At 70.1% G+C, this 14,910-nt stretch carries 15 protein-coding genes and 2 pseudogenes; 12 read left to right on the top strand and 5 right to left on the bottom strand.

Features of this window, described 5'->3' with window-relative positions; translation table 11 throughout:
• Positions 1-4 precede the first annotated feature (4 nt).
• Entirely contained in the window at positions 5-403 is a 399-nt protein-coding gene (locus tag ABZ919_RS07625; protein ID WP_361243839.1) for a DUF4307 domain-containing protein, read from the top strand.
• Positions 404-591: 188 nt separating this feature from the next.
• Positions 592-1,092, top strand: coding sequence for a transcription elongation factor GreA (gene greA / locus ABZ919_RS07620; protein WP_361243837.1), 501 nt, complete (start codon positions 592-594; stop codon positions 1,090-1,092).
• A gap of 113 nt (positions 1,093-1,205) precedes the next feature.
• Here the strand turns inward: greA and ABZ919_RS07615 are convergent, their stop codons facing one another.
• From ABZ919_RS07615 to ilvA, 3 genes are all read right to left on the bottom strand, one after another.
• Positions 1,206-2,063, bottom strand: a complete 858-nt coding sequence (locus tag ABZ919_RS07615; RefSeq protein WP_361243835.1) for an ABC transporter permease — start codon at positions 2,061-2,063, stop codon at positions 1,206-1,208.
• Positions 2,060-3,043, bottom strand: coding sequence for an ATP-binding cassette domain-containing protein (locus tag ABZ919_RS07610; protein WP_361243833.1), 984 nt, complete (start codon positions 3,041-3,043; stop codon positions 2,060-2,062). The genes ABZ919_RS07615 and ABZ919_RS07610 overlap by 4 nt, the downstream gene beginning before the upstream one ends.
• Before the next feature lie 253 nt (positions 3,044-3,296).
• Complete coding sequence (gene ilvA / locus ABZ919_RS07605) at positions 3,297-4,526, bottom strand: threonine ammonia-lyase (RefSeq protein WP_361243831.1); 1,230 nt, start codon at positions 4,524-4,526, stop codon at positions 3,297-3,299.
• A 143-nt stretch (positions 4,527-4,669) separates the two neighbouring features.
• On the opposite strand from ilvA, the gene ABZ919_RS07600 reads away from it, so the two are divergent.
• The 3 genes from ABZ919_RS07600 (at position 4,670) to ABZ919_RS07590 (ending at position 6,627) form a co-directional block, all read left to right on the top strand.
• Positions 4,670-5,191, top strand: a complete 522-nt coding sequence (locus ABZ919_RS07600) for a MarR family transcriptional regulator (RefSeq protein ID WP_361243830.1) — start codon at positions 4,670-4,672, stop codon at positions 5,189-5,191.
• A 154-nt stretch (positions 5,192-5,345) separates the two neighbouring features.
• Positions 5,346-5,849 (top strand): sigma factor-like helix-turn-helix DNA-binding protein, encoded by a 504-nt coding sequence (locus ABZ919_RS07595; protein ID WP_361243828.1) that lies wholly within the window; start codon positions 5,346-5,348, stop codon positions 5,847-5,849.
• Between the two features lie 529 nt (positions 5,850-6,378).
• A complete protein-coding gene (locus ABZ919_RS07590) occupies positions 6,379-6,627 on the top strand; it encodes a hypothetical protein (RefSeq protein WP_361243826.1) in 249 nt (82 codons plus the stop codon).
• A 688-nt stretch (positions 6,628-7,315) separates the two neighbouring features.
• On the opposite strand, the gene ABZ919_RS07585 is transcribed toward ABZ919_RS07590, so the two are convergent.
• Positions 7,316-8,470 (bottom strand): cystathionine gamma-synthase, encoded by a 1,155-nt coding sequence (locus tag ABZ919_RS07585; protein WP_361243824.1) that lies wholly within the window; start codon positions 8,468-8,470, stop codon positions 7,316-7,318.
• A gap of 358 nt (positions 8,471-8,828) precedes the next feature.
• On the opposite strand from ABZ919_RS07585, the gene ABZ919_RS07580 reads away from it, so the two are divergent.
• Complete coding sequence (locus ABZ919_RS07580; RefSeq protein ID WP_361243822.1) at positions 8,829-9,947, top strand: hypothetical protein; 1,119 nt, start codon at positions 8,829-8,831, stop codon at positions 9,945-9,947.
• A gap of 137 nt (positions 9,948-10,084) precedes the next feature.
• Entirely contained in the window at positions 10,085-10,759 is a 675-nt protein-coding gene (gene msrA / locus ABZ919_RS07575; protein ID WP_361243821.1) for a peptide-methionine (S)-S-oxide reductase MsrA, read from the top strand.
• A gap of 70 nt (positions 10,760-10,829) precedes the next feature.
• Here the strand turns inward: msrA and ABZ919_RS07570 are convergent, their stop codons facing one another.
• Complete coding sequence (locus tag ABZ919_RS07570; protein ID WP_361243819.1) at positions 10,830-11,474, bottom strand: CBS domain-containing protein; 645 nt, start codon at positions 11,472-11,474, stop codon at positions 10,830-10,832.
• A gap of 230 nt (positions 11,475-11,704) precedes the next feature.
• Between ABZ919_RS07570 and ABZ919_RS07565 the strand changes: the two are divergent.
• From ABZ919_RS07565 to ABZ919_RS07545, 5 genes and pseudogenes are all read left to right on the top strand, one after another.
• Positions 11,705-11,866, top strand: a pseudogene (locus ABZ919_RS07565) (peptide-methionine (S)-S-oxide reductase); the annotation flags it as partial.
• Positions 11,867-12,000: 134 nt separating this feature from the next.
• Positions 12,001-12,147, top strand: a pseudogene (locus ABZ919_RS07560) (DUF4291 family protein); the annotation flags it as partial.
• A gap of 223 nt (positions 12,148-12,370) precedes the next feature.
• Positions 12,371-12,802 (top strand): WXG100 family type VII secretion target, encoded by a 432-nt coding sequence (locus ABZ919_RS07555; protein ID WP_361243817.1) that lies wholly within the window; start codon positions 12,371-12,373, stop codon positions 12,800-12,802.
• A 78-nt stretch (positions 12,803-12,880) separates the two neighbouring features.
• Positions 12,881-13,201: a WXG100 family type VII secretion target gene (locus ABZ919_RS07550; protein WP_361243815.1), complete on the top strand. Its 321-nt coding sequence runs from the start codon at positions 12,881-12,883 to the stop codon at positions 13,199-13,201.
• Positions 13,201-14,895: an RNase A-like domain-containing protein gene (locus ABZ919_RS07545; protein ID WP_361243813.1), complete on the top strand. Its 1,695-nt coding sequence runs from the start codon at positions 13,201-13,203 to the stop codon at positions 14,893-14,895. The genes ABZ919_RS07550 and ABZ919_RS07545 overlap by 1 nt, the downstream gene beginning before the upstream one ends.
• The last annotated feature ends 15 nt before the right edge of the window (positions 14,896-14,910 follow it).

Here is a 14,910-nt window from a genome sequence, read left to right as displayed (position 1 = left end):
GATCATGAGCACGGCGAGCGCGCGGCTGCCCGAGGGCCGCTACGGCCGGTCCTCGGACGAGCGTGCCGACCGCAAGCTCAGGGTCGCCGGTGCGGTGTTCGGCGCGGCCCTGCTCGCACTGGTCGCCTACTTCGCCTACCACTACGTCGTGGAGAGCAAGATCAGCGCCCAGGTGATCACCTTCGACGCCACGGACAACGCGGTCAAGGTGCATCTGGAGGTCCACAAGGACTCCGGTGCCTCGGGCTACTGCACCCTGCGGTCCCAGGCGGCGGACGGCTCCGAGGTGGGCCGGGCCGACTTCCGCTTCACCGGGTCGGCCACGCGCATCGACCGGGTCGTCACGCTGCGTACGACGCAGAAGGGCACGACGGCCGAGCTGCTCGGCTGTCACACCGGCTGACAGGCCGGACGCTGTCCGGCTTCACCCGGAATACGTACACGCTGACCTGCGTTGATGTGATTCTGATGGCTTATGTCCTCCCCCTTGCGGCCTTGAATTGTTAGGCTCGTGGTTTCGCCCATCCAAGAGGGAACATTCTTCTGGGTAGGGCGATGCTTTGTATTCCCAGTACCGACGAGGAGCACCCTGTGACCCAGACCAGCGAGAACGTCACCTGGCTGACCCAGGAGGCGTACAACAAGCTCAAGGACGAGCTTGAGTACCTTACTGGTCCTGCGCGCACGGAGATCGCCGCCAAGATCGCGGCCGCGCGCGAGGAGGGCGACCTGCGTGAGAACGGCGGGTACCACGCGGCCAAGGAGGAGCAGGGCAAGCAGGAGCTGCGTGTGCGGCAGCTGACCCAGCTCCTCGAGAACGCCAAGGTGGGCGAGGCCCCGGTCTCCGCCGACGGTGCCGTCGCGCCGGGCATGGTCGTCACGATCGCCTTCGACGGTGACGAGGACGACACGCTGACGTTCCTGCTCGCCTCCCGCGAGTACGCGAGCGCCGACATCGAGACGTACTCGCCGCAGTCTCCGCTCGGCGCCGGCGTCATCGGCCACAAGGTCGGCGAGGACGCGGAGTACGAGCTGCCGAACGGCAAGAAGGCCTCGGTGCGGATCCTGAAGGCGGAGCCGTACTCGGGCTGATCCCCCACCCGCAGTGACCTCGAGCCCCTGGTGCCCGCAATGCCGGGCACCAGGGGCTTCGCCGTACCCGGGGGCGGTGCCGTGCCCCGGCTGCTGTGCCGTGTCCGCAGCCGTCAGGCGGTGGCCGAGCGGTACTTGCGGACGGCCAGGGTGCGGAAGGCGGCGATGATCAGAACCGAGTAGATCAGCGAGGCCCAGACCGGGTGCACCATGGGCCAGGCGTGCGAGGTGGACCGGCCGGGGTTGGCGAAGAGCACGCGGCAGGCCTGCGCGGTGGCGCTGAACGGGTTCCACTCCGCTATGTGCCGCAGCCACGGCGTCATGTGGCCGGGGTCCACGAAGGCATTGGAGATGAACGTCACCGGGAACAGCCAGATCAGCCCGCTGGACGTGGCCGCCTCGGGAGTGCGCACGGACATGCCGATCAGGGCACCGATCCAGGTGAACGCGTAACCGAGCAGGAGCAGCAGACCGAAGGCGGCGAGCACCTTGCCGGCATTGGTGTCGCCGTCGGACCCGACACGCCAGCCCACCAGCAGGGCGACCACGGCGAGCACGACCAGGGTCACGGCCGTCTGCACCAGGTCGGCGAGGGTGCGCCCGGTCAGCACCGCGCCGCGTGCCATCGGCAGGGAGCGGAAGCGGTCGATGAGCCCCTTGTGCATGTCGTCGGCGATACCGGCGCCGGAGCTCGCGGTGGCGAACGTGACGGTCTGCGCGAAGATGCCCGCCATGAGGAAGTTCTTGTAGTCGACGGCGCTGGTACTGCCGCCGATCTGCATGGAACCGCCGAAGACGTAGGTGAACAGAACCACGAACATGATCGGCTGGATCAGCCCGTAGATGATCATCTCGGGGATCCTGGACATGCGGATCAGGTTGCGTTTCGCCACCACCATCGAGTCGCGGAACGACCGCACGACGGGGTTGCCCGGCGGTGCCACCCGCACCGATTCACTGACGGCGCTCATTTCACGGCCTCCTTGCCGTTCGACTCGTCCTGGTCGGCGGCCTCGGCCACGTGTCCCGTCAGCGACAGGAAGACGTCGTCGAGGGTGGGGCGGCGCAGCCCGATGTCGTCTATCTCGATCCCGCGGGAGTCCAGCTCGCGGATGATCTCGGCGAGCAGCTTGGCGCCTCCGGTGACCGGAACCGTGAGCTGGCGGGTGTGCTCCTCGACCGTGACGTCGCCCTTGCCGAAACCGCGCAACACCCCGGCGGCGCCCGCGATGTGCTCACGCTCGTGCACCACGACCTCGACGCGCTCGCCGCCCGTGCGGGCCTTGAGCTGGTCGGAGGTGCCCTTGGCGATGACCCGGCCGTGGTCGACCACCGCTATGTCGTGCGCGAGGTGGTCGGCCTCCTCCAGGTACTGCGTGGTGAGCAGCAGGGTCGTACCGCCCAGGACGAGCTGCTTGATGACCTCCCACAGCTGCTGGCGGTTGCGCGGGTCGAGACCGGTCGTCGGCTCGTCCATGAACATCACCGGCGGCGAGACCACCAGGGCCGCGGCGAGGTCGAGCCGGCGGCGCATGCCTCCGGAGTAGGTCTTGGCGGGGCGGTCGGCGGCGTCCGCGAGGTTGAACTGCTCCAGCAGCTCGGTTGCGCGCTGCTTCGCCGCCTTGGACCTCATCTGGTACAGCTGCCCGACCATCTGCAGGTTCTCCCGGCCGGTCAGATACTCGTCGACCGCCGCGAACTGGCCGGACAGGCCTATGGACCGGCGCACGGCGTCGGGGTCCTTCAGCACGTCCACGCCCGCGACGACCGCCCTGCCGCTGTCGGGGCGCAGCAGGGTCGTCAGGCAGCGGACGGCCGTCGTCTTGCCGGCGCCGTTCGGCCCGAGCAGGCCGAGCACCGTGCCCTCGGGCACGTCGAGGTCTACGCCGTCGAGGGCCCTTACGTCGCCGAAGGTCTTCACCAGGCCTTCGGCATGGATGGCGCCTGGCATGTCTGTCTCCACGTCATCGGGGATTCTTCGGGAAAGGCTAGGTTTGCGCGCACGAATACGCCTGGGGTTTTCCACATGTGGTCCTGTACATGCGGCCACACCATAACGCGATGTATCGCGTTCCTCAATGAACCTCATCCGATGGGTCGTCGGAGAGATGCCAGAGAGACGACAGGGAGAGGTCAGAGGGACGACAGAGGGACGACAGAGGACGACAGAGGGACGCCGGAGAGATGGAGGACGGGCAACGGCCTCAGCCGATGACGGTGTAACCCGCCTCCCGGAGGGCCTGGCCGACCTCGGCGCAGTGCACCGGGCCCTTCGTCTCCAGGTGCAGCTCCACCTCCGCCTCCGTGAGCCCGAGCCGGGGGCCGGTCCGTACGTGGCTCACGTCGAGGACATTGGCGTCGACCGCCGACAGCACCCCGAGGAGCGTGGCGAGGGCGCCCGGCCGGTCGGTCAGCCGGAGCCGGACGGCCAGATACCGGCCCTGCGCGGCCATGCCGTGCCGCAGTACGCGCTGCATCAGCACCGGGTCCACGTTCCCGCCGGAGAGGACCGCGACGACCGGTCCCTCGAAGGCGTCCGGCGCGGCCAGCAGCGCCGCGACCGGGCTCGCCCCGGCCGGCTCCACGACCAGCTTGGCCCGCTCCAGGCACAGCAGCAGCGCGGCGGACAACCGGTCCTCGCTCACCGTGCGCACCTCGTCTACCAGGTCCTCGATGATCCCGAACGGCACCGCGCCCGGCCGCCCCACCTTGATCCCGTCGGCCATCGTCGCCGGGTTCTCCACCGACACCGGGTGACCGGCGGCCAGCGAGAGCGGATAGGCCGCCGCGCCCTCCGCCTGTACGCCGACGATCCTGACGTCCGGCCTGATCCCCTTCACCGCCACCGCGATCCCGGCGGCGAGCCCGCCGCCGCCGACCCCGACGACGACCGTGCGCACCTCCGGGCACTGCTCCAGGATCTCCAGGCCGACCGTGCCCTGGCCGGCGATGACGTCCGGGTGGTCGAAGGGGTGGATGAACACCGCGCCCGTCTCCGCGGCGTACTCCTCGGCTGCGGCCAGGGTCTCGTCGACCACCTGTCCGTGCAGGCGCACCTCCGCGCCGTAGTCCCGGGTCGCGCTGATCTTCGGCAGCGGGGCGCCCTTCGGCATGAACACCGTGGAGTGCACACCGAGCAGGGAGGAGGCCAGCGCCACGCCCTGCGCGTGGTTCCCCGCGCTCGCCGCCACCACCCCCGCCGCCCGCTCCTCCGGCAGCAGCCCGGCGATGCGCACATAGGCGCCGCGCAGCTTGAACGAGCCGGTGCGCTGCAGGTTCTCGCACTTCAGGTGCACCGGCGAGCCGACCAGCTGGGAAAGGTGCCGGCTGCCCTCCATCGCGGTCACCCGAGCCACGCCCGAGAGCATCTTCTGGGCGCCGCGCACATCGTCGAGCGTGACGGAGTGCAGGATGTCGGCCGTGCCGTAGCTCATGACTCCAGCATCGCAGTTCACGGTCGTACACGACGGGTGTGACCAAGCTCCGAGACCGGTTTGCGCAGCGCCGGTACGGCCTGGCGCCGGGCCGCGTACCCTGTCCCCCAACCAGCAGCCCTTCATGAAGCGAGCCTCCGGCCATGCCCACAACACCTGAAATGTCGATGGACATGTCGACCGTCGGTGACCCCGGTCTCCTCGACACCCTCCAGCACGAGGTGGCGGTGTTCGCCCGCCGTGCCGAACAGACACGGCTCGGCGGGGTCGGGCAGGTGCGCAACTCCATGGACCGCGCGGCCTATCTGCTGCTCAACCGCCTCGACAAGGAAGGCCCGATGGGCGTCAAGGCGCTCGCCGCGAGCATGGGCATCGACTCCTCCACCGTCACCCGGCAGGTGGCTCCGCTGGTCGACACCGGGCTCGTCAAGCGCACCTCGCACCCCGAGGACGGGCGCGCCGTCGTCCTCCAGCTGTCCCCGCGCGGCGCCGCCCGCCTGGAGGAGGTGCGCTCCTCCCGGCGCCAGCTGATGGCCGAGCTCACGCAGGACTGGGCACCGGAGGAGCGCGAGCAGTTCTGCACGCTCCTGACCCGGTTCAATCGCGCGCTGTCCGCGCGGATGTCCGTGGGGGGCCCGACCGCGGAACAGCCGCCGGCGTCCTGACCGCTGCCGCCCGCCCACACCGGCGCCGCCGAACACCGGCGGGTTCCGGACTCTTGACCCCGGGCCGCCGCTGGCCTCATATGAGACCGGGACCCTGTGTCGTACGCGGTTGGACCGTCCCGTGCCGGACAGGGCCCCTCCAGGGGGAGGTGCGGTGCGTGATCGGCAAGGGTCCGGAAGTGCCCACCGGGCCCATGAGTTCGAGGCGTTCGTCGCGGGCGCGGCCGGACGTCTGCTGCACACCGCCACGCTGCTCACCGCGGAGGCGACGGACGCCAACCCGCGCGCCCGGCGCCTGCTGACGCTCGCGCTCGCCCACACCTACGCGCGCTGGGACCGGTTGCACGGCGAGGACCCGTACGACTGCGCACGCCAGCACCTCGCCACCCGCTTCGCGCGCGCGATCTGGCACCAGTGCGACGCCCTCGGCCGCTCCCGGCCGGACCCGCACAGCCCGCTCGCCGTACTGACCTCCCAGGAACGCCTGGTCCTGGTACTGCGGCTCTACGAAGGCGTCGCCGAGGAACAGACAGCGGCCCTCCTCGGCCTCCCGGTGGAACGCGTACGCGCCATCTGCAACCGCGCGACGACCGGCCTCCTCCATCCGGCCCGCCGGCCCACGGCCCGGCAGGCGGGCAGGAAGGTGGCACCGTCGTGAGGGACGCGGGAGGCACGGGCGGGCGGATCTCCGGGGCCGCGAGGGGCGGTCGGGGCACGTGGAACCCGGGGGTCGGGGACACGCGGCGTCGTGGTGCGCGTGATGAGCGTGCCAGGACTGGTCGCGGTGCGCCCCGGCCGGGCGGTCCTCGGGGCGCTGGGTACCTGCAAGGTGGCGGGGACGTGCGGGACGGTGACGGCGACCTGCAAGGTGGCCGGGACGTGCAGGACGGTGACGGCGACCTGCAAGGTGGCCGGGACGTGCAGGACGGTGACGGCGACCTGCAAGGTGGCCGGGACGTGCAGGACGGTGACGGCGCCATGAAGCCGGACGGCCCTCGGGACGGTGACGGCGCCATGAAGCCGGACGGCCCTCGGAACGGCCATGGCCGCCGGGTCTCCCTTCGCCGCGTGCTCCGGCGAAGGAGTGCGGGCAGCCCTCGGCCACCGCGACGCACGAGCGGCGGCGATGGCCCGGATGCCCCTCGCGCCAGGCGTAAACCGGGATCTCGGCAGTTCGGGAGGGCACGATGAGCCGGCCCGATCGGGAGGCCGCCGTGCGGCAGATCATGGAGCGGGCCCCGGTGTCGGTGCCTCCGGATCTGTGCGCGGAGGCGGTGCGCCGTGGCGAGCGCCTGCTGCGGCGCAGGCAGCTCGTCCGGCGTGTGTGGTGGCTGCTGGTCTGCTTCGCGATCGTCGCGTTCAGCGTGTGGGCGGCCCGGACACAGCCGTGGACGCAACCCCCTTCCCAGACGACTCCGCCGGTCACCGGCTGGTGAGCGGACCGGTCGACAGCGGTTTGGGGGGCGACGTGGTTGGCGGGGCGACGACGGTTGGCAGGGCGACGGCGACTGCTCGTACATCTACGGGGCCGACAGCCATCAGCGCTCACGCCGACCGGCCGACGGCGACCGCCGGTACGCCGACGGGCCGACGGCGGTCGCCGCACATCCCCGGGTGGCCGGTGATCTCTGTCCCTCCATGGGCCGCCAGGGGGCGTACGGCGCACCCCGCGCGCCGGCGGGCAGGTCCTCCGCCCTCGGCGCACGCGATCCGGCGGTACTCCTCATCTGCCGCCCCAGCCATGTGCGACTGCGATCATTCGGCTGTCGCCCGTGACTGCCACCGGCCACCGGCCGCCGCCCATCGGCCACTGACGACCGACAACTGAGACCGACAACTGAGACTGGAGACTGGCGACTGGCGACCGAGAACCGGCGACTAGCCACCGGGGTTGGGCGACAGCCCACGGGTGATCGGCGACTGGCCGGCGGTGATCGGCCACTGGTGATCGGCGACTGGCCAGCGGTGATCGGCCACTGGTGGCCGGCGACCGGTGGCCGGCCTTCGCGCGTCGGTCATCGTCGCCGCCACCGGTCGGGCCGCCCAGGCACACACGCGTGCCCCTGCTGCCGGCTGCCACCGGCCCCGGGGCAGACCGCCTGTCGCCGCGCGCTAGCTGCAGGGCTAGCCCAGCGCCTGCTGGATGTCCGCCAGCAGGTCGTCGACGTTCTCGATGCCCACGGACAGGCGCACCAGGTCGCCCGGGACCTCCAGCGCGGAGCCGACCACGGAGGCGTGCGTCATGCGGCCGGGGTGCTCGATCAGGGACTCGACGCCGCCGAGCGACTCACCGAGGGTGAACACCTTGGCGCGGTTGCACACCTCGACCGCGGCCTCCTCGCCGCCCTCGACGCGGAAGGACACCATGCCGCCGAACGCCTTCATCTGCTTCACCGCGACCTCGTGGCCGGGGTGCTCGGGCAGGCCCGGGTAGAGCACGCTGGTCACGCGCGGGTGCCGGGTCAGCATGTCAACGATCTTGGTGGCGTTCTCGCTGTGCCGGTCCATCCGCACCGCAAGCGTCTTGGTGCCGCGCAGCACCAGCCAGGCGTCGAAGGGGCCGGCGACGGCGCCCATCGCGTTCTGGTGGTAGGCCAGTTCCTCGCCGAGCGCCTGGTCGGCGGTGATCAGCGCGCCGCCGACCACGTCGGAGTGGCCGCCCATGTACTTGGTCAGGGAGTGGACGACGACGTCCGCGCCGAGCGCCAGCGGCTGCTGCAGGTAGGGCGTGGCGAAGGTGTTGTCGACGACGAGCCGCGCGCCCGCGTCGTGCGCGACCTGGGCGACGGCGGCGATGTCGGTGATGCCGAGCAGCGGGTTGGAGGGCGTCTCCACCCAGACGGCCTTGGTCTTCGGGGTGATCGCGGCCCGTACGGCGGCCGGGTCGCTGGTGTCGGCGACGGACCACTCCACGCCCCAGCGGGTGACGACCTTGGCGAAGAGGCGGAAGGTGCCGCCGTAGGCGTCGTTCGGGATCACCACGTGGTCACCGGGGCTGAGCAGCGTGCGCAGCAAGGTGTCCTCGGCCGCCAGGCCGGACGCGAAGGCGAGGCCGCGACGGCCGCCCTCCAGCGCGGCGAGGTTCTCCTCGAGGGCGGTACGGGTGGGGTTGGCGCTGCGGCTGTACTCGTAGCCGCCGCGCAGCCCGCCGACGCCGTCCTGCTTGTAGGTCGAGACCTGGTAGATCGGCGGGACGACCGCGCCGGTGACGGGATCCGCGGTGTTGCCCGCGTGGATCGCGAGGGTCTCGAAGTGCTGACTGATGTGCCTGTCGCTCATGTGCACCGAGCGTAGTGCGCCCGACCGGATCCTGACGCCCTCCGGGCTCGGGCGGCCCGGGTCGGAGGGTTTTCCCTGTGTGGACACCACCGGCTCCGCCCTGGACCGCGGCGGGCGGCCCGGGGTCGTCCTGAACCGACCTCGGCCGGCCTGAGCCGCCCTGAACCGACTTGGGCCGTCCTGGGCCGCCCTGAACCGACCTGGGCCGGCCTGGGCCGACCTCCGACCTGGGCCCTCCTCGGCCGCCCTCGACCCTCCTGGCCACCTTCGGGCCCTCCTGTCATGATCGCGCCCAGAGTTTTCCACATACCCGAGGTGGGGTTGGCCATTTGCCGAGGGCGTCTGGTTCGCTTGAGGCATGGCGATTCTCTGGCTGCTCATGGCGCTGCTCATGATGAGCTTCGTGCTGCTCTCGGTGGTGCGGCGCAGGCGCGGGGCGATAGAACAGGTTCCCCCGGGCCACCCGGACGCCGCCGATCCGGCGGCCTACGGCTTCGTGCGCCAGGAGGAGCTCGACGTGCGCATGCCCGGCCCGGACCAGGACCTGCTGGACGTCCTGGAGTTGGTGCAGCGCACTCAGGACCCCCGTGCGGCCGCCCAGCTGCTGGCCGGCACCGAGACCGTCGGCGAGCAGCGCTGGCAGCGGGTGCAGGCCTTCGCGGGCGCCGCCGCGCTGGAGCTGCAGCAGCGGCCCGGCGGGGTGCACGAGACGCCGGGCGGCCAGTGGCTGCGGGTATGGCGTGCCGAGCAGCCCAAGGACGCCGGCTGCGCCGCCGTCTACGCCGAGTTCCTGGTGCAGCAGGCCTGGCGGACGGCGACGCCGGGCACGGACGACTTCCGGATCATCATGGAGGAGGCCCGGGACGCGTGCGCCCAGGCGGCCCTGCTCGCCCCCGGCGACCCGGTGCCGTACATCGTCGAGCTGTCCATCGCCCGCGGACTGGCCTACTCGCAGGCCGAGTTCGACCAGCTGTGGCTGAAGATCCTCGACCGCGCCCCGCACCACATGGGCGCGCATCTGGCAGCGCTGCACTACTCGTGCGAGAAGTGGCACGGTTCCCGCGAGCAGGCGTACTCCTTCGCCGAGGCCGCCGCGGCCCGCGCCCCGCAGGGCTCGCTGCTCGCCGCGCTGCCGCTGTTCGCGGTCTTCGAGCACCTCCCCGAGGTGAACCTGGTGGCGGGCTTCTATCAGAGCGAGGTCGTCACCAAGGCGATGCACGGCGCCCTGCACGCGGTGCACTCGGCCCGCCCGGACGACCCGATGCTGGCGCACGTCCGCCATCTGCTGGTCTTCTTCCTGGTCCGAGCCGAGCGCTGGCAGGAGGCCATGCACCAGCTGATACACATCGACGGCCACGTCGGCGCACTCCCCTGGATGCTCTCCGCCGACCCGGCCGCCGAGTTCGCCCTCTACCGCGCACTGGCGGTGGCCGGTTACGAGGCCAACGGCGGCAGCCCGGCCACCCTCCCCGGCTGAGACCGACGGCGGCCGTCCGCCGGGGCCCCGGGCGGCGAAAGGCCTGACGAAGCCCGCCGGAATGCGCCCGCCCGCCCGTGCGTTCCAGCAGGTGCCGGCCCCTGGGCCGGCCCCCTCCAGACCGACAGGGAGACCCCATGCTCTTCGGCCGCACGCCCCGGCTGCCCACACCCGAGCAGGCACTCGAGGGCCGCCCCTCGCTCGCGTACGAGGTCCCCGAGCGCCATACCGTCCTCGGCACTCCGCTCCTCGGTCCCTACCCCGATGGCCTGGAGGTCGCCGACTTCGGCCTGGGCTGCTTCTGGGGCGCCGAGCGCAAGTTCTGGCAGCTGCCGGCGGGCGTGTACACGACCCTGGTCGGCTACCAGGGCGGTTACACGGAGAACCCCACCTACGAAGAGGTCTGCTCGGGCCTGACCGGCCACACGGAGGTGGTGCGCGTGGTCTACGACCCCGAGGTGATCTCCTACGGCCGCCTGCTGAAGACGTTCTGGGAGTCCCACGACCCGACGCAGGGCTTCCGCCAGGGCAACGACGTGGGCACGCAGTACCGCTCGGCCGTCTACACCCACACCCCGGCCCAGGCCACCACCGCCGAGTCCTCCCGCACCGCGTACCAGAAGGTCCTCACCGCCTCCGGCCACGGCACGATCACCACAGAGATCCTCCCGGCGGAGGGCCGCACCTTCTATCCGGCCGAGGCCTATCACCAGCAGTACCTTTCGGACAGCAAAAACCCGGGCGGGTACTGCGGGCTGGGCGGCACCGGGGTGTCCTGCCCGATCGGCGTCGCGAATTTCGCCGAAGAGTGAGTGACTCGCTTTCGGAAGATCAGATCAGGCGGTACGGCCTGATCCCCCGATTCCGCGGGGCGGCCGACGACTAGTCCGCCCGGACGGCCGCGAGGTGGGCGTCCACGGCAACGACACCGTCGACGCCCTGGCACAGGCCCACGGCCACTGGGACGAGACGCGGTTCCGGGACATTGCCCCGCAGCGTGACGACGCCCTCCCGGACCTCGACCGCGACAGTGCCCTTTTCCAGACCGAGGATGCGCCCCAGGACGTCCCGCTCGACCTCGCCGCGGATCTCCACGTCGGAGCGGACGAAGGTATCCAGCAGGTCGCTGCGGCTCACGATGCCGGTCAGGACCCCGTGGTCGCCGACCACCGGCAACTGCTTGACGTGCCGCCCGAGGAGTTCCCGCGCGGCCCGGGGGATCGTCCAGTCAGCACGGGCCGTGAAGACGGGGCTGCTCATGAGCGCGCCCGCGGTCCGGGCCCGAGCCTTGCGCCATGCGTGCTCGTCATCCCCGTCCTGAACCTGCGGGTCGGGCATGCCGGTCTCGTGCCGCAGCACGTCGGACGCGGACACGACGCCGATGGGAGCGCCCTCGTCGTCGACAACCGGGGCCGCGGCGATGTCGTTGGCGTCCATCAAGGCGGCGATCTCGTGGACCGGTGTGTCCGGGCGGAGGGTGATGACCTCCTCGGTCATCACGTCACCGACCGTGCGGCGGTGCAGCATGGCATCGGCCTCCTCCACTTCGCGACGAGGCGGAACCGCGGCCTCCCCGGCCGCTCGCCCACCCGTCTCCCTACCCATGACAACACCGCGCCGCTCCGGCAACCAGTGACGTTCGGCCTCGCGGGGAGGGCCGGCCGTCCCACGGCGGCGTCCATCGGGCCGCCCGCCACACGGCCGACGCGCTTCACCGAGGGATGAGCAGCCGACGGCGCGGGCCCAAACACCCAGCCTGGTCAAGCGAGAGCAGGCACCAGCAGTACCTCGACAAGAACCCGGCGGGCCACTGCGGACTCGGCGGGACGGGGGTCAAGCTGAGCACCCCGTTCGAGACGAACGGGGGAGCGGCCTGCCCGACGGGCATCGCTCCGGCGCCGGAGGCCATGGACAAGTAGCCGGTAGACGGCAGGGGAGCGGGCGCCGTGCCGCCGGCGGTCCGGCACGGTGCTGCGGCCGGCGCTCTCCGTCGCGGTGAACGCCGGCCGAAAATCAGTGGCCGCCTGAACCGGCTGACTCCACGCTGTACGCCATGGAACAACCGCAGCGCGAGATCCGTGCGGCCTACGCGGACTCCACGATCACCGTCTACCAGGCGTACACCCCGGAAATCGGCCTGCCGGCCGTCCACGAGTGCCGTTTCCCCGCCGCGTGGAAGCGCGACAGGATGACGTGGGTCGTCAAGTCGCGTTCACAGACTCCTTTCGTGACCGAGACGCTGTGAGCGAGGCAGGGGATCAGGCGTCGTGTCGCGTGGGCACGCTCGGCACAGCGCCTCCGCGGTACTTCGGTCCGCCCTGCGCACTCTCGCTCTCACGGCCCCGCACGCGTGTCGAACCTTCTTCCGTAAGATCGTTGAGTCTGTTGAGACATGAGACGCCGACAGGACGAAGGGAAGCGACATGGGGGCACCCGGCGCAAGCGCGGGTGGCCGTGGCCGCCCCGACCTGCGCGTGTCGTCGAAGGACCTGACGAAGCTCGCCGGGGACCTCGGCGACATGCAGGACCACCTAACCAAGCAGATCGAGCGCATGGACGCGATCGTCGACCGCATCGAGGCCGGCTGGCGCGGCCCGGCGGCGACGGCGTACCGCGAGTTCCACCGGGCGGCAGCCAAGGACGCCGTACGCATCCGTGAAGTGATGAAGCTGCTGGAAGAAGCCGTACGGCTGAGTCGTGACGGCTTCAGCGAGCAGGACATGGAGGTGCTCGAACAGATGCGACGCGTCCAGGTGGATATCAACAGCCAAGTCGACACGCTCTCCACGCCCGCCCCGGAAGCCGGGAGGGACGGTGCGCCGTCGCCCCCACGCAGCAGCCTCGACTCCTTCTGACCTGAGGAGCGCGCCCAGTACGCACTCCACTCACCACGTACTTCTACGCGCAACCAGTTGTCGACATCAAGGGGGATCATGCCGGCCGGACCTGCCAGTGCCGACGACGGCCACATAACCGTCTCCTTCTCCGCCCTGCACGAACTCGACGCGGAGCTGGAGGACATCCTCACACAGCTCAATGACAAGCTGGAGGGCCCCTACGAGCGGGGCGAACCCGTCGTGTTGTCGTGGACGGGCGAGGCACGCGAGGTCTTCGTCGAGAAACTCGACGAGTGGGACCGCTCCGCACAGGACCTGCAGGCCGCCCAGAAGTGGCTGCACGCCTACGTCACCACCGGCCACACCAACTATGCGGAAGCACACCGGGCAGTCCTGCGTGGCTGGGGAGCCGCCTGATGACCACTCCGCCGGTGTCCCAGAACGGGACGATCGACGTGACCCCGTCCGTCCTCTACGGGGTCTCCACGGGGGTGGCGGGCCAACAGGACCCGCTGGACCGGGGCATCAAGTCGTTCCTCGACGAACTGGCTCGGTATCCGGACGGCGGCGGCAGAGGGTCGGCCATGAAGGACTTCACGACCGCCTACCTCCAGATCGCCGACAGGTTCCTCGAGGTATGGGCGAAGTCTGTGGTAAGTGTCGGCGGCGCCGCTGTCGGCTTCACGACCACCGCCAACAACTACGCGGCGGCCGACGCCGCCACACACCCCTCTCCGGCGGGGCACACGACGCACCGGCCCGTCCCGCATGTCATCGACACGGTCCCGAAATACGGTCCGGTCACGGACTTCAAGTGGGGCGACATCGACGCGGGCCAGGACTTCATGCAGGAGGCCCTGGAAGGCCTGGAAGCCGCCGTTCTGACGGTCATGCGCCCCTTGCTGGAGCACGAGTGCCGTTGGGGCAAGGCAGCAACGATCCTGCCGTTGCCCAACCACCAGCGCCTCTACTCGATCTCCCAGGCCTGGCGGATGCCACAAACCACGCTCAGCATGGTGGACGGAACGCTCACGGGCCTCATCGGCACCATCACCGACCAGACCAACCAGGACTGGTACAACGCGATGCGCACCTTCTGCAGCACGCTGTGGGGAACCTCCGCCTGGGGCAGGAACCGCGAGGGATACGACTGGTCCAACGACGACGCCAAAAGGAGAGGGACCAGCCACCCTGTCTTCGCCGTCCTGTTCGACACCTGTGACGCCATGGTCGACGTGGTCTACGCGGTCGCCAAGGCAGCCGAAGACGTCCGCAACGATCTGCACCGGATCTACCGCCAAGCCGTCATCGACAGTCTCAAACAACTCGATCCGAGCGACCTGGACATCACGGACGCCAAGAGCCTGATGAGGGGGCTGTGGGAGGCGGGCAAGGGCTTGGTCGCGGACGTCTCGGTCGGCATCGTGCTGGACATCGACGAGGGCGCCATGAACGACGCCGTGTCCGCCTACAACAACCGGGTCCATCGCCAGGCCCGTGAAATCAGGGCGCTGCTGCCGGCACTCGACGAGGCTTACACGAGCGCTCCGACCTTCAACGCCGAAACGGCCAGGGCCGAGGCGTTCGGTGCGCGGGCGTTGACGGAATTCAAGGGTGATCCTCTCTACACGGTTCCGGGGGACAGTGAAGCCAATCACGCATATCCAATTGACCTGGCGAATCAGGAGGGAGTCCACGGGAGCCACATCATCGACAAACACGTGGGCAAGAGCGATGAGCAACTTGCGCAGCGGCTCAGGGATCAGCCGACGATCGACGCCGCTTCCAGCTTCAGTGATCTGCCATCGGCCCAGAAATACACGCAAGATGCGTTGGAATACGTGGGCCCCCCGGCGAACTCAGGTCAGCAGAACGCCGGTATTGACAATCAGGAGAAGATCAAGAAATGGCTCTCCAAGCCGCGTAGCGACAGCTCGATTCTGACTCTCGATCCGGTGGAGTTCAACTCTGTAACAGGGCGTACCGTTGAGGCAGGCAACCCTCAGGCGAGTGCGGCACAGGACACGCACACGGTGAAGGTCGTACTCAAGTACAAGAATGGCCTTCACCCGCCCTATGTGGTCTACACATCCATGCCGACGTTGCCGTGAGCACACCGTGGGAGA

This window comes from Streptomyces sp. NPDC046759 (assembly GCF_040645475.1).
GTDB lineage: Bacteria > Actinomycetota > Actinomycetes > Streptomycetales > Streptomycetaceae > Streptomyces.
Note: the sequence above shows the minus strand (reverse complement) of the source record. Positions and strands in the feature narration are given on the sequence as shown.